14 protein-coding genes and 1 pseudogene are annotated in these 14,760 nt (G+C 54.4%); 8 read left to right on the top strand and 7 right to left on the bottom strand.

Annotation, left to right across the window (positions count from 1 at the left end):
- Window positions 1–269: 269 nt before the first annotated feature.
- Window positions 270–1,082, top strand: a complete 813-nt coding sequence (locus tag AACL53_RS00635) for a hypothetical protein (protein WP_339081430.1) — start codon at window positions 270–272, stop codon at window positions 1,080–1,082.
- Between the two features lie 101 nt (window positions 1,083–1,183).
- On the opposite strand, the gene AACL53_RS00630 is transcribed toward AACL53_RS00635, so the two are convergent.
- The 3 genes from AACL53_RS00630 to AACL53_RS00620 all read right to left on the bottom strand — a co-directional run bounded on the left by AACL53_RS00630 (window position 1,184) and on the right by AACL53_RS00620 (window position 6,323).
- The gene (locus AACL53_RS00630) at window positions 1,184–2,314 is read right to left on the bottom strand and encodes a LysR family transcriptional regulator (protein WP_339081428.1); all 1,131 of its coding nucleotides are present in this window, start codon (window positions 2,312–2,314) and stop codon (window positions 1,184–1,186) included.
- Window positions 2,315–4,059: 1,745 nt separating this feature from the next.
- Window positions 4,060–5,340, bottom strand: coding sequence for a porin (locus AACL53_RS00625; RefSeq protein WP_339081426.1), 1,281 nt, complete (start codon window positions 5,338–5,340; stop codon window positions 4,060–4,062).
- 473 nt (window positions 5,341–5,813) lie between these two features.
- Window positions 5,814–6,323 carry a terminase small subunit gene (locus tag AACL53_RS00620; RefSeq protein ID WP_339081424.1) on the bottom strand — a complete coding sequence of 170 codons (510 nt, stop codon included), beginning with the start codon at window positions 6,321–6,323 and terminating at the stop codon, window positions 5,814–5,816.
- Between the two features lie 160 nt (window positions 6,324–6,483).
- Between AACL53_RS00620 and AACL53_RS00615 the strand changes: the two genes are divergently transcribed.
- From AACL53_RS00615 to AACL53_RS00590, 6 genes and pseudogenes are all read left to right on the top strand, one after another.
- Window positions 6,484–7,365, top strand: a complete 882-nt coding sequence (locus tag AACL53_RS00615) for a serine protease (protein ID WP_339081422.1) — start codon at window positions 6,484–6,486, stop codon at window positions 7,363–7,365.
- A 146-nt stretch (window positions 7,366–7,511) separates the two neighbouring features.
- Window positions 7,512–7,862: a hypothetical protein gene (locus AACL53_RS00610; RefSeq protein WP_339081420.1), complete on the top strand. Its 351-nt coding sequence runs from the start codon at window positions 7,512–7,514 to the stop codon at window positions 7,860–7,862.
- 143 nt (window positions 7,863–8,005) lie between these two features.
- Window positions 8,006–9,058: a sensor histidine kinase gene (locus AACL53_RS00605; RefSeq protein ID WP_339081418.1), complete on the top strand. Its 1,053-nt coding sequence runs from the start codon at window positions 8,006–8,008 to the stop codon at window positions 9,056–9,058.
- Window positions 9,059–9,124: 66 nt separating this feature from the next.
- Window positions 9,125–9,499, top strand: coding sequence for a response regulator (locus AACL53_RS00600; protein WP_339081416.1), 375 nt, complete (start codon window positions 9,125–9,127; stop codon window positions 9,497–9,499).
- Between the two features lie 293 nt (window positions 9,500–9,792).
- Window positions 9,793–9,942: a hypothetical protein gene (locus AACL53_RS00595; protein WP_339081414.1), complete on the top strand. Its 150-nt coding sequence runs from the start codon at window positions 9,793–9,795 to the stop codon at window positions 9,940–9,942.
- A 27-nt stretch (window positions 9,943–9,969) separates the two neighbouring features.
- Window positions 9,970–11,025, top strand: a pseudogene (locus tag AACL53_RS00590) (cyclopropane-fatty-acyl-phospholipid synthase family protein).
- A gap of 230 nt (window positions 11,026–11,255) precedes the next feature.
- Here AACL53_RS00590 and AACL53_RS00585 read toward each other — a convergent pair.
- The 3 genes from AACL53_RS00585 to AACL53_RS00575 all read right to left on the bottom strand — a co-directional run bounded on the left by AACL53_RS00585 (window position 11,256) and on the right by AACL53_RS00575 (window position 12,726).
- A complete protein-coding gene (locus tag AACL53_RS00585; RefSeq protein ID WP_339081412.1) occupies window positions 11,256–11,495 on the bottom strand; it encodes a hypothetical protein in 240 nt (79 codons plus the stop codon).
- Window positions 11,473–11,559 (bottom strand): LPXTG cell wall anchor domain-containing protein, encoded by an 87-nt coding sequence (locus AACL53_RS00580; protein WP_339086845.1) that lies wholly within the window; start codon window positions 11,557–11,559, stop codon window positions 11,473–11,475. Before AACL53_RS00580 ends, AACL53_RS00585 begins: the two co-directional genes overlap by 23 nt.
- A 930-nt stretch (window positions 11,560–12,489) precedes the next feature.
- Entirely contained in the window at window positions 12,490–12,726 is a 237-nt protein-coding gene (locus AACL53_RS00575) for a hypothetical protein (RefSeq protein ID WP_339081410.1), read from the bottom strand.
- A 138-nt stretch (window positions 12,727–12,864) separates the two neighbouring features.
- Between AACL53_RS00575 and AACL53_RS00570 the strand changes: the two genes are divergently transcribed.
- Window positions 12,865–13,590 (top strand): Crp/Fnr family transcriptional regulator, encoded by a 726-nt coding sequence (locus tag AACL53_RS00570; protein ID WP_339081408.1) that lies wholly within the window; start codon window positions 12,865–12,867, stop codon window positions 13,588–13,590.
- Between the two features lie 81 nt (window positions 13,591–13,671).
- Here the strand turns inward: AACL53_RS00570 and AACL53_RS00565 are convergent, their stop codons facing one another.
- A complete protein-coding gene (locus tag AACL53_RS00565) occupies window positions 13,672–14,760 on the bottom strand; it encodes a glycosyltransferase (RefSeq protein ID WP_339086843.1) in 1,089 nt (362 codons plus the stop codon).

Here is a 14,760-nt window from a genome sequence, read left to right as displayed (position 1 = left end):
AATTAGCGAAATCAATTAGAGCTCGCCATGACTGCCGCATACGCGCTATCTCCACACAAGGTGAGACGGCAGCACATTTCGGAAATCCACGTTGGCGATATTCCGAAATTTCCCCGAACTTCATCTTGGAGCGGACGCAGTATCTATAGGAAATATCTATTCCCTAAATCAGACAATTCAATTCCGATCGTGACGGCGAGCGAGTACATATCGCGATGACGGCCTTATGTGTCGCTGGTAATATCCGAACGTTGAATGGAGACACGCTGATGTCTACGAACGAAACTGCTTTTCAGCCAGAGAGTCCTACCGATACGCTGCGCGACGCCTTTTCACAGTCGCACAATGCCGTTCAGTGGCTCGCTAGAATGGTCAGCAGCTTTAGAAGCTTAAATGCAGGCTCAGACATCGCATTGCGGTGGAATGACGAACGAAACGCGTTTGTAACTGACGATTTTGCTGATGGTCTCCAGATGGAGATGAGGCTCCCGGAGCTTACCCTGCAGTTTCTTGAACACGGCCAACCAGCCAAGCATGAACTTCAAATGGAGGGTCGCACGTCGGCCCAAGTCGAAGCTTGGATATTGGTCGAGTTACTGCATAGAGGTATCGATCGCGGCCGCTTTTCGAAGGATCTCCCCTACGTCATCCCGCACCCAATGGCCGGCGACAGTGTGGAATATTCTCCGGACTTCCGCGAAGGCGAGCTAAAGACGATTCTTAATTGGTTCAGTGCGGCTGCCAATCTTCTGAAGACGATTGGCCAGAAACCGGGCAAGGAACATGATTGCCCATCGGGACTTACGCTATGCACAAGGGATTTTTCTCTTGAGGCGGAAGTTCCTCTGATTGGTCAGGCTGCAACCACACAGAACAATGGAATCCGCATTGGTTTCTTCCCGTTGCGAATGGGCGTCGTTGATCCTCACTACCGGGTGGCACGGTCGGAGTCATCGAAGGGTCCGGACGTTTTTGAGATCATCAAGGTATCTGGCACGTCGCCTGCAGAGATTGCAGGTCCAGCGATGACCAAGAGGATATCCGAAGCGGTTGCAAAGCTGCAAAAGCTGACAGTGCAGTAGGCTTCCACTGTCGCGATGCTGGAATGCGGCACTTCTATTGATGGCCGCATTCCAGCTCAGTCTTTTTCGTCCGGGATCGCGGACAGAATACGCAGTCGGGCCTAAACCGGCTCGGCCATCATCAAGTTCACATTGTCATTGAGTGACTCGTCCGACGAGCTGGGTGCAGCTTGCCGTTTGGTCGATTGACAAAGCTCCTCGCCGATACTTCTCCGTCTTTTTACTCGCCTCTTCTCTGAATTCCGAGCTTCTGCTTCCGCGAGCACTCGGGGCTTCGAAACGATTTTCGGCACTTTATTACTTTGCTCAATTTCATGAGACAGCTGCGCAGCGAGCTCACCCGTTTTATTCATCTGGCGGATGATTTTGACGAGCGCTTTTGCCATGGGCATGGCCGTTTCGCCCTCCGCCCAGAATATCGCTATGTCTTGGCTTGCCACAGGATCCACGAGATCGAGCGCACGCGTACCCGGATGTAACCCCGGCATTTTTGTGAAATGCGATGGAATGACCGTACACAACTCAGTGTACTGAACCTGAAACATCAGATGGAGTATCGATTCTGATTCGATTTTTGGTTCTGGTCTGCATCCTACTTTTTCAAACATTTTGTCGACGAACACCCGTTCGCGAAGTTTGGGTCGCAACATTGCCAGCGGCAGCCGGGACGCCGCCTCCCAACTGATTGAGGTGCGATCTCGGAACTCGTCCGTGTCGGGAACAAGCAGGCTCAATTTTTCACTGTATACGGGCAGCGTGTTGCGCCGGCCCATGTCCGATGCTTCGACATAGGTGAACGCAACGTCCAGCGAGAATTCATTCAATCCAAGTCGCATGGCATCATTGCCGATGAATTGGACATCGATGATGATACCGGGGTGACGCTCTCGGACCCGACGCAGCAGAGATGGGAGCATTGGCGACATCGAGGGCATCGCGCCGATGCGAAGGCGGCCACGGAGATCATTCGACATGGAAGCGATTTCGTCCCGCATCGCATCGCAGTTCGCGACCACGCTTCGCGCCCAACGCGCAACCTTCTCACCCTCCGGTGTTAAGCCGCGGAACCGCTGGCCACGGCCTCGCAAGAAGATCGGCGCACCGAGCTCAAGTTCGAGGAGCTTGATCCCCGTCGAAAGGCTAGGCTGCGTGACATGGCATCTTTCCGCCGCGCGCCCGAAGTGCCCCTCTTCTGCAACTGCGATGAGGTACTGAAATTGCTTCAAGAACATCAGACGACTCCTCCTCTCCCGACGAAGGTCACACTTGAGATTCTGTCTAATAAGTAGGATAAATCAATCCCTAGATCTGATAGATTTTCTCTATTCTATAATGTATATGCTCTAAATTTCACGGCGGCACTTTCCTCATTCTGAGTTTCGATCGGAGACGGGGCGAACGACTAATTGGTCGAGACCAAACATCACCCCGCTTGCAATCCTCTCCTCCCTGAATCCTTACCACTCGGATGAGCGAGTCAGGCCTTTGAGCTCCTGCGCGACTGCGATGTGTGAGGCGACATGAGGCGGCCGCAGGCCGGCAAGTGACATAGCCCGGCGATGGCTTCTTGCGTGTCCGCCCCGAGCGCAGCCCTTCGTTCGTCGTCATTAGAACGGACACTCCGCTCGAGGTGACAGTGTCCAGGCTTTTCGAAGTCGATATGCGGGAGGGCGACTTTGTTTTTGCAGCGGAGCCGCTTGGCAGCGTGTCGTCCAAAGCGCCTGCGTTCATCTGTTCAACGCCCGAAAGGACTACGGCACCTTTCTCGATCCGCCTGAGTTCATGCATCAAGCCAGTGTCATCGCTGCGACCCGGAAGCGCGTGCAAAGCAATTTAAGAATTGGCTCAGCCTAACTTTTTCATCGTATCACTAGCACTTCCACTCGCCGCCAAAATACGCGCCTGCCCATATTCAGGAGACAGCTCAGCGCAGTCTCCTGAATACTGAGATCGCGAGCGAAGCGGTTTGACATCTCGACGATGATCGCCCGCACATCGTTGCTGGCGGTCCGTTCGAGGGAGTTCGCGAAGCCGGGCCAACTCTCGATTGGATCGGAGCCGGAGACTGCGGTGCCGCAAAGACCAGTCGACGATCTCCACCGCTGCCCGGGCCGCGAAGTTTTGAATCGCGTCCCGCATGCTGATCGCTCAAAGCATCTCAATGTTCCCCGATTTTGACGACTGGCCGAAATTGTTGCTTGCCGGAGGACGCGCTTGTAGGCCCAACGGCCCGCCAAGCGGCATTACGGGTATTTGGAGCTCGCGCTCGCCGCCGAATAGAACCATTCGGGCAAAATTTTAGGCCGTCGTTTCCGACCTCGCAACACGGATGGAGTGCAAGACGGCGCCCCCGCCTGCAACGGCGCTGTTCGCGATAGAGACGATGCCGATACCCAAGGCGCAAAGGATAGCGCAGCCTCGAATCACAGCGGCTCGTCCGTAACGGTTCAAAAATGAACCCTCCGCTGAAGCGGCCCAGGGTCATCGCGACGGCGAACGCGAAGAAGATCAACGATCCCGAAGCCTGGTCGTACCCGTAGCTGTCGACCATGATGAGGGGTAGCCAATCGTTGGCTGCGCCCTCCGCCAAAGCCATTCCCAAGATGATGAGACCGATGAGGAGAAGGCGACGCACTCGCAGCAAAGGGAAGATGCCCGACGACGGCCGGGACGGGGCCGGACTGATCGTCAGAAAACTCTTCTTGCGCCGGACATAGTCCGGCAACGGCCGCCGACGGGACCTTAAGAGCCAACAGCGGCTTCGGAATCTCAACATCAAATATAGGTCGGACCGCGCTTTCGTCGCCGGCGATTTTAATCCCGAGAACGAAAACAGGGTACGTGGAAAGCCGAAGACGTCCATTGACGACTTCGGCGGAATCGTCGCGATCGGATTCATGAGGCACTGAAGGAACCGAGCTAGTACCTTCAATTACCCATCAAACACCTTTGACGTAAGGCTGGTCCGCCCATTCACTTAGAAAGATATTTGTGATCCGAAGGAAAAGGTGTCAGCATCTTCTAGGTTGCGACCAGGGACGTCGACTTGATGATGTCTATAACGTAGCCAAACTAACATGGCAGCATCGTCGATTTCCTGAGCAACGCCGAGTCCCCAAATTGTGGTCCCTGATCCTTCTATTACCTTGGCGCCGCCTTGGGTATTATTCACATCAAAGATTGCAACGCCGTCGGTCGACCGCAGGTATTCTCCGAACGGAATTGTGTGACCGAGTGAGGTCGGTTTCAGTCTATCTCCGACCTTGAGATAGTATGTATCTGTCGTCGGATTATTCATTTTATTGACCTGTTGGTTGATGCGCCCCCACGCGCCGAGAGCGAACAGGCCTGTTGGTTTATGCTCCACATAGGTGCCAACTTGCCAGACATTCAGACGATCGTCTGTTGCAAAGGTATTATTGAGCGGGTTTTTCCAATTCATCGCTGACTCGGAATAACTGAGAATGCCCTGAACTCTCAGATCTCCGAGGTTTTGGTTAAAGTATCGGAGGGCCAATGCCCAACTATCACGTTTGGGCTTCCAAGAAGCGGTCGCCACGAAACCCGCTAGCGTCGGACTGTCGTATCTAATGATCTCTTCTCGACCAGAGTCGCAATCGCCAGGGCCGGCACCGTTGCCGCGACAAGAGCCAATTTGCGACCAAACGAGTTTTTCGCCGGCTCCAATGTCTCCTTGAACATCGAAGGCGTAAACGTTGTAGGCCTGCCAATAGGCAGCCCAAATAGTGCCAGAGCCATCGATCGTCTGAGGGCCCTGCGAGTCTGCAGTCTGACGTTTACCCACGCTGAGCTGACCCAATTGGTCGCTTTTCAGATACCAGTAGGAGAAGAATGTTTGAGGCGCATTTTTTACGCCGGTATATAACCCGGGACCATCCGGATTTTTTTGAGTAATCGAGAAAATATCGCTGTCGATAGCTTCCATGTACAAAACGAAACCGGCGGAAACGTCTTTTGCTATTTTAGCTTCACCACTGAAGCTGATATAGCTCGCCGCGCCTGTTCCCATCCCTGTTACATAGACGTTTGAACTTCGACCATCGTCCCAATACAGCACTTCTTCGGCGACCTTGCCTTGCACCGCTAGTGAGATTTTTCGATTGCCTTTTCTGGCGGCCGTATTTTCCAGCTCCTCAATTCTCTGTTCTAGGTCGTGACAGCAATCCGCTCCTGGATCTGCAGCTTGAGCGTTGGTCGCGCTAAAACAAACGAGCGCCGCGAATGCAAAGCGTTTCATTCAATCGTTTCCCCCAAGGAACCCTTGAACAACGGCAAGTCTCACCCGGCGCCCCCGCCGTGCGGACTAAAATATGCCAGATAGGATGGGGTGATCGCTGCTTCTGGCCCCCCTCGAAGCATGCGCTTGTACCATCTTCCGTGCGTTGGAGGTCTTCTGTCACGACGAATGGTCGCGATCTAATGCAAAGATTCAATCTTTAAATCGCCTGAACCAATTTCGCTGACTGCGGCGCCACGCTGAACGGTACAGGCCCTGACAGAGGAGAAAAAGATGCGAGACCAGTGGTCATGGCGGAGAGGGAGGCCGATACACACTCATCCGTCACCGTCCGTTGACGTCCATTTCCGTCTGATAAATTAATGACTTACAGGCGATTTTGCGAGAAAAGCCTTTAATATCAAAGGATCGCAAGCAAAAGCCGATCTTATGCCCGTTTTATGCCCGAGATTTCCGGCTGGACGTCTGCGACGTCACTCCAACTTCCCCGCCATGGCAAAAAGCGCGTCGAAGCTGAAAAGCTCGATCTTGCCGCGCATCATGTCGGAAACGCGCGGTTGAGTTATGCCGAGCCGGCTGGCCGCTTCGGCTTGCATCCATGCGTTCTCCGGCAGGCGTTTGATGTCAGCAGGGCAACGCAACCCATAGATGACACGACCGTCGATTACCGCCTCAATAGGATCGCCTGCATTCGCTGCGCCTTCGATCATCAATTCTCCTGGATCGTAGAACGCCATTGCTGCGATCTCTTCCAGAACTTGTTCGGCGCAAATTTCAGTTTTGGCGGACCGCTCCGCTTTTGCTGCGTCGATCGCGATCCTGATCGTGGGGTGGTTTAATAACTGCGAACCTTGCTCTTGCGCGGTCCGCTTGCTGTAGCCAGCTCGGATCGCGGCTTGCGTCGCATTGAGATCAAGCAAGTAGTTCTCGACAAATCGCCGTTGTTTTGGCGTGAGGGCTGGCTTGGTGGCGTCGGATATCATGATCCAAAACGTAAGCTGTAGATGGTTGTCGCAACCAACACGCATAAGTTTTCATAAGAAGGCGATCGCTCAATCGACGCGAACGGCGAATCATCAACCTTCGCTGGTTAGCGGGTTAATGGTCGTCAGGATGCGACACAGTTCGCGAGAAGTCGCGACGATGGCGATAGCGGAGCAGATGCTCCATTCCACGGTGAAGCTCGTCTCCATGAAAGGAGGTGCGGCTTGCAGTACCGGGACAGGCTTTTTCATGAACTTCGCGATCCGGGGAGAATCCTCAGTTCCGGCGATCGTCACCAACAAGCACGTAATAGAGGGCAGCGACCAAGTCACTGCGCTTTGCCACTTAGCTGATGATGGCAAGCCATCGGGGAAGTTTATCGCATGCGGCATGCCAACAACGCGGAATTGTGTTTTTCACCATCCAGATGCAAACGTGGATTTGTGCGCTGTTCCGATTGGCAACATTATGCAGGCAGCAATAGCGCTCAAAACACCCCTTTTTATTACTCATCTGGCTCTCGACCTCATCCCCGATGATGAAGACTGGAAATATTTCGACGCGATCGAAGAAGTCACAATGATTGGCTGCCCGAATGGGCTATCGGATGAAGCGAACAATCTTCCAATCGTTCGCCGGGGCATAACCGCTACTTCGTTGGGTAAACTCTATAATGGCAAGCCTGAATTCATGGTCGATATGGCCTGTTTTCCGGGCTCATCTGGTTCCCCGTGTTTCTGCATGATCGGGCCAGGTATCTCGACCGCAAAAAGAACAGCCTGTATGTCGCGTGAGCAGCCCATGAAATTTCCCCCAGGGCACTATGACGAGAAACAAGTTCGCGCCCTGACGAAGCTGCTCGATGACGTGTGCGCGGATTTGCGGATTAGCCCGGACAATCAACCCAAGCGCGAATGGGTCGCCATGGTAATGCTGGTTTGTTCCAACCGGGCGCCTGCCGACATTCAAGAACTACGAGCCGAAATCGCGCGCCAGTTTCTGCTGCTGGAATCGCTTGAGTCGCAAACCGTCGAAGGTTAGCCCATCAAGCTCATTCCGCCTGCGGCCTTCCCATGATCAGGTTCGGAAACTTAAATGGCCGCCGGGGAGTATCATTCCTAACGGTCGAGCTATTTTGCTCAGACCGCAATGCCAGCATGTGCTGAGCGAGATTTCCGAGGAAACAAATGAAAGTCAATTCGAGTGCCTTGATGGCGCTGGCAGCTGGTCTTGCGCTCAGCGTATCCGCCGTCACGGCCACCGCTGGTCCCCATACGGACGGTGGTGGGGGTAGCGGCATGGGTCATTCCAGCGGGGGCGCGGGTCGCTCAAGCGGAACTGGACGTAGCGCCGGCATGGGCCATAGCTCGCATGGTATGGCAGGCAACTGGAATGGCGGCAATCGTGGCCATGGCGGTCATTGGCGCGATGGCAGAGGCTACGGATTTGGCTACGGCTCCGGCGTTTACATTGGTGACGATTCCGATGACTACCGGGATTGCTATTACCGGCACCACCGTCGCATCTGTCGCGATTAAATTCACCAGGTTTGAGACATGTTGGTCCCATACCTGCTACATTGGGGCCAACCAAAGCTTTTTTCTTGAGCTATAGTATGTCGAAGTGTTCTGCCGAGTGATGGCTTTCACACCGCGAGCCTCCGGCCCTTGAGGGCCATACGATGGCTTCTGTTACCTCTCAGCACGTTGAAGCAGCCAGCACTTTCGCTGTTATCGCTTCATCCAACGAGCCGCTGCTATTCCTTACTGCCGATCTGAACGTAATCGCCGCGAGCGCATCGTTCTGCCGGACATTTCAGATTGATGCCGCCGGCATTCCTGGTCGGCAGCTTTCCGAGATCGGCGGTGGCGAGTGGGCAATTCCCCAACTCAATTCGCTGCTGAGGGCAACCGCAAGCGGGACGACCCCGATCGAGGGTTACGAACTCGAACTCACCTCAATGGACCAAAAGCCTCGAAGCTTGGTGTTAAATGCTCGCAAGCTTGACGACGGAGACAACGACCGTGTTCGGCTTCTTCTGGCGATATCTGACGTAACCGCCGCTCGTGCAGAGTCTCGGGAAAAAGATGATCTCATCCGAGAGAAGGCGATTCTTCTCCAGGAAATCCAGCACCGCGTCGCCAACAGTCTCCAGATCATCGCGAGCGTGCTGATGCAGAGTGCTCGCAAGGTGCAGTCCGAGGAAGCGAGGGGGCATCTTCAAAATGCGCACCATCGCGTCATGTCGATCGCCGAAGTTCAGCGTCACCTCGCTGCGTCAAGCCTCGGAGACGTGTCGCTTCGGCCGTATTTCGTCCAACTTTGCGAAAGCCTTGGTGCATCGATGATCCAAGACCCCAACCGTTTGTCGATCGTGGCGACCATCGATGACAGCGTCGTCAATGCCAACACGTCGGTGAGCTTTGGTCTGATCATCACCGAGCTGGTGATCAACGCTCTTAAACACGCCTTCCCAGGCAACCGGCACGGCAAGATTAGCGTCGATTTCCGGTCCGATGGAGCGAAATGGGCTCTATCCGTCGCCGATGACGGGATTGGCATGGCGACGGGTTCCGACAAAGCCACGCCGGGGCTCGGAACCGGAATCGTCGCGGCGCTCGCCAAACAACTCGGCGGCAAAATTATCGTGCGCGATGCAAAACCTGGAACCTCAGTTCGAATTGTTTACGACGAGCTGCTCGCCAAACGCAGGGAGGCGCAACCGACTGCCTAGCAGAGCGTTTCCCCTTCGCATTTCACTCAGCGATTGAATATCAGCTGCGTCCTCACCGGATAATATATGCCAATTCATAAGAACGTTGTTTTGGTGGTCGAGGATCACCCGATTATTCGCAACGCTGCTCTCGAATTTCTGGAAACCGCTGGTTTTGAGGTGATCGAGGCGAGTAGCGCGGACGAAGCTATACGAGTTCTCGAAGCGCGGCCCGAAATCCATCTCGTCTTCACCGACGTCGAAATGCCTGGTTCGATTGATGGTTTAAAGCTGTCTCATTACATCAGGGATCGATGGCCCCCGATTAAGTTGATCGTGGTGTCGGGCCGGACTGTCGTTGAACAGAGTCACATGCCCGTCGGAGCAAGATTTTTCCCGAAACCCTATAACGAGAGCGCAATCATCGAAGCTATGCGCAGGATGCTTTCGGAAGCGGATTAGCCTCAACCGGAAAATCTTCATCGCGTCCCCACATCGCTGTTCGGCTTGGAGTGTGATTGCTTCCCAGACGTGAAACCTCTTGAACTGCTCTACAGGGTTCTAGCTGTTCTAGCGGAGAAAACGTCTGAACGAATTTACGCTCAGATGCATAACGAGCGCGCTTCGAGAAGGAGGCCTACCCTGACACGCTTTGCCCTTGTTTTTTTGGTCGTCCCCTGGACCTTCGTATGTGCGTCGGAGTTTTAAACGAGGGAGCCCTGGTTCTATAGCCGCAGCGCGAAGGACGATTTAATATGATTGAAACCGTATTAAAATCGATCATCGACGGTATCATCAGAGAGGGCAACTTTGAAGTTTCATTTGCCAGCGGGAAGAGCGCCGTATTTGGCGATGGGACCGGCAGCCCTGTTGCCATTTCTTTACTTGATAAAGCAGCAGAATGAAGATGCGCGCTTCGCCCGTCGCTTGCATTGGGTGAATTGATTGTCGATGAGCGAATAAGGATAACAACCGGAACACTTCGCGACTTGCTCGATGTCGCGAGCCGAAGTATCGGAACGGGCTCTCCACGAGGCTTGCTCTCATATTTAACGCCCGAACGAAGGCTCTTTACGTGCCCTGCTCGACGAAACACTGTTAGCCTCGCAAGGAAGAACGTCGCGCATCACTACGATTTGGATCACCATTTCTATCAACTCTTCCTGGATGATGACCTTCAGTACTCCTGTGCTTATTTCTCTGATGAGAGAGACGACCTAGAAGCACAGCTTGCCAAAAAGCGTCACATCGCAGCCAAGCTGTTGCTGGCCAGCGATCAGCACACGCTCGATATTGGCAGCGGTTGGGGCGGGCTGGCAATTTACTTAGCCAAATGCTGCCGCACCCATGTGACCGGCATCACGCTATCGCGCGAACAGCTCGCAATCGCGCGTCGCCGAGCCGACGAAGAAGGTCTTGGAGCACGGGTCGAGTTTCGTCTCGCGGATTAGCGCGACGTGAGAGGACGGTTCGACCGTATCGTCTCGGTCGGGATGTTGGAACATGTGGGCGCTCGCGACTATGAGGATTTCTTTATGCGCTCGTATGAACTTCTCGGTGATGAAGGCATCATGCTTCTGCACACGATCGGGCGGTCGACCGGACCCGCTGCGACCAACCCTTGGATTAAGAAATATATTTTTCCCGGGGGATATATCCCCTCCCTTTCCGAGATTGTGCCAATCATCACACACGCAGGCTTCTCGATAGTCGACATAGAGATTTTGCGCCTCCACTGCGCTGATACGCTGCGAGCTTGGAGTGATCGCTTCGCTTTGCATCGAGACGAGGCCGCAAGGCTGTATGATGAGCGGTTCTGTCGAATTTGGGAGTTTTATCTCGCCGCTAGCGAAGCAAGCTTTCGGTACGGCGGACTTGTGGTTTTCCAACTGCAGCTGTCAAAAAGTCTGAATGCTATCCCACAAGCGCGTGGTTATGTGGAAAGAGCGGAGGCAACACTCCGAGAGGTCGAGAGACGCATCGATTGATCGTTGAGGAACTACCTTTAGCAAAAGTGATAAATCCACGGCAGGGTTGCACGCGCTTCCCAAGCTTACCCAGGCCCGCTGTGGGACCACCGGCCTGAGCTCGACCGTGACGTGCATGATGCCCGGCCAATTCTGATCATCGAATTTATCCGGGCCCGCATCGAGCGCATTGATGGAATGCAAAAGAAGCGATTTTAGGACTGTTTGGATAAATGCGCCGGAACGGCTTATCAGGGATCTGTATCAAACGGCTTCAGCCTTTTGGCTCGCAGACGTTTCGTTTTGGCGAGAACCGCAAGTCTATTGCTTTCTAGATCTTTCATCGCCTGCGGAGCATCGCGCTCGAGACGTAGTTTCATTGCCGCCGCTGCAGCACGATAGGGCCCCCGCTTTTCCTGTGTTTTATCCTCAAGGGACCGCCGCGCGCCTGCCACCGTCACTACCATTTCACCACCAACGCCGGCGCCCATAGAAGCCGCCGCCGCCGATTACAACGAGGACGATAAGCAGGATGAGAAGGGTATTGGTGTCCATGGAGGTTTCCTCGCCAGAGCCAAGCCGAGCTGCGCTCGATTGATGGACACTGCTACTTCAGAACCTCTCGTGTTCGAATAATGTTCCTTACCGTGCCGGTTAAATCATGTCTTCGAATCTTGCCGGGTCGTAGGGGTGAACGACACTCGTCTCTAGTTGCGTTTCTTAAGGAACTCGTGTGGCTGCGCCTGCTTTCCGGACCAATAGCGATCGCATCGTCGACTCGAACTTCAAAGTTCTTTGTGGCCGCCGTTCCCCCCTTTGCATCGCGTCGACATGGACGGCTCAGCTTCGGAAATAGCGCTGCTGCACTTGAGAGCCGCGTTTGCCACACAGCACAGCTTAGATCTGTCATGCTTCTAATTCGCAGTCCCTAGATGATGTCGGCCGAGCCTCGCCGTTTCTGATTCTGGCCCGTAGCGCCATCAGGCTGACGGCGGCTTTCAGACCATCGCGACAGAACGCGGACGGCTGAAGGTCGATCGACGGTCGATCCCAATAGCGGAACATTGGCCCGTCCGTGGTTGCATGTCGATGAGATCGGCGCCGCGCCCCGAATTGGGTCACCGACGCGGCATGCTTTCAGAGAGAGAGGGCTTTGCCGGTATTCAAGCTCACACCGCAACTGGCCGCGACACTTGAGGCAACTCAGCAGCAAAAACGTGCCGCGTCTGAGCTCGGCGCCGCCCTTGGCTCTTGCGTGCCAGGCGTCGATGCTCGTCTATGTTGATCCGGATGTTCGCACCGGCGCATCCGTCCAAGATTGAAGTCCTACCTGAAACGTGCCAGTTCGCGCCCGTCGTCGGCAGCCTTGCGGGTCACAGCGGTAAAGAAACATAATCGCGATAGAATTTCCTTAATATCAATAGAATTCGCAATGATATATTCAATAGAATCATTAATCGATATATACCGCGACGGGGTTTGATTCTAGCGTACGCCGTTTTTTCCAGATATGATTCTCTGAATAATCTCGATTGCAGCTTGGTGCTTTTCAGGAGTTTTAGATTGAACTGACGCTTCCTGGTGCGCGGTCTTTACGTCTATGAGCAACGCGCGCGCATCCGCCTCGCTCATAATTTTTAGCTCCGTCAATGTTACAAGTAGGGACTCGCATATTCCAAGTGCGGCCAGTCCGGATGCATCTAATGTTGAATTTTTTGCCATTACAAAATCCTTCCCGGTATTGAGCTTATATGAGTGGCTCATAGCCGTAACTGATCCAAGTTTAATTCAGCCAATGTTTGTGGTCGCAACTTCGCAATTCCTTTTTTGCGGCCTTCCTGACTTCGGAGAAAGCGGTGCATGAGCGTTGTCCAACGGGACATCCCCTTCGCGAGGAAGCTCAGTGCTTTTCTGCCTTTATCGGCCCAAGAGTTGCAGTGCTTGAGACAGCTTCAGTCCGAGCCGGTCGCAATTAGACGTGGTGCGCAGCTTATCGACGAGGGCCAAACCGGCCACAAAGCCTTCGTGCTGCATTCAGGCTGGGCGTGCAGCTATAAGGATCTCCCGAACGGCAACCGGCAGATCATTTCGTTTCCGGTGGCTGGCGATTGCCTGGGGCTGCGGAGCATGCTGCTACGAACAGCCGATCACTCTGTTTTGGCACTGACCAACGCGGTGGTGAGCGGTGTGGACGGTGCCAGCTTGCTCGAAAACGTCATGCGATATCCCCGTCTCGGCGCGGCTTTCTTTTGGGCGGCGTCACGTGACGAGTCGATGGTCGTCGAACATTTGGTCAACTTGGGTCGGCGAAGTGCCGTTGAAAGAACCGCCCACCTTTTTATGGAGCTGGTCGAACGTCTCAGTTTGGTTGGGTTGGCCAAGGGGGGAGAATTTAAGTGTCCCCTCAGCCAATTCGTTCTCGCCGATGCTCTCGGGCTCACCGCAATACACGTCAACCGGGTCTTGCGTCAGCTCCGAGAGCAGATGCTGCTGACAGTCCGGAACGGCACAGTGACGATTCACGACTTGGACGGGTTACGGCGCCTCGCTGGATACAAAGGCGGCTATTTGAACTCCCAATTCTGAGCCACTTTCGAGGACATCGGCCGTTGCAGCGAGAGAAAGCAGCGCTCGATCGTTCATACGGTAAAATGACAGCTTCGCCGCCTAGGATCCCGGGTGCGCCTCCATGGGCAACGCATCGGCGGCAAATCGAGCATTCGCAACGACGCGCTGCATGTCGGCGCTCAAGAGCCTCCCAGTGGCGAGCATCTTCAGGCTTGCATCGAGACTCTCGCGATGGTGCCCGGACCAGTACGCATTGATCGAGAACTCATCCAATAGACCCGTTTCGTAAATCCAGGGCTCGAGAAATAGCGCATCCGACGGCATGGATATTTGCAGGCCGCGCTTCGCCATCTCATATCCCTCGCTGTAGCGCTTTTTGTTGCGGCAAAATCGGCTGGCGCCATAAAGCGCCTCGGCTCGTGTCGGCAACGCGTCACTGGCGCGAAGGAAGGTATCGATTACCTCCTGGTCGGGATGGCCGAGCCGCTCTTTCATCTGGGCGGCACTATAAAGGCTGAAGAAGACCTCCTCCTGCCAGAATCCGAGTTTGGCTCTGGTTAAGTAATGCTCAGCAGCTTTTTCCCACTCGTGGCAGTCACGAAAGCTTTGCGCGAGATAAAAACGATAGCGCGCAAGCAGAAACGGATCGGTTTCGGTCTTCAACGCTGTCTCGAGCACTTCGGCATCGCGCCGGTAAGTTTGCGGATCTTTGCGACGCGCCCCGTCATGATTGCGCAGAATTCGAAGCCCGGATAGCAGCTCCGAAGGGCCAGCACCGTCGCACGTGGGATATTCGTGCAGCACACCTTCGTAACGCCAAGGCAGCGCATTTCTCATAAGTTGCGTACGCTGATAGACAGTTGCCGTATCATTAATTTCCACGGTGTAAGAGTCGGCGAGGAGCCCGGGAATCGTTTCAGGATTACCGATCTCCAGCTCGTCGTCGGCGTCAATTATTAGAGTGTAATCGGCCTTGCCACGCGCGAGCTGCAGTGCTTCTGTTCGGTTATGCGCAAAATTGCGCCATGGTCGCTCATGGAGTTCGCCAGGCAGTCGGCTTAGTTCGCTTCGAATAATCTCTTGGGTGCCATCGGTCGAGCCGGTGTCTACAATCATCCAACGATCTATCAGCGGCCGGACGCTATCAAGGCACCGCCGGATTACTGGCGCCTCATTTTTTACGATCAT

It is taken from the genome of Hyphomicrobium sp. ghe19 (assembly GCF_902712875.1).
In the GTDB taxonomy this organism is placed as follows: Bacteria; Pseudomonadota; Alphaproteobacteria; order Rhizobiales; family Hyphomicrobiaceae; genus Hyphomicrobium_B.
Note: the sequence above shows the minus strand (reverse complement) of the source record. Positions and strands in the feature narration are given on the sequence as shown.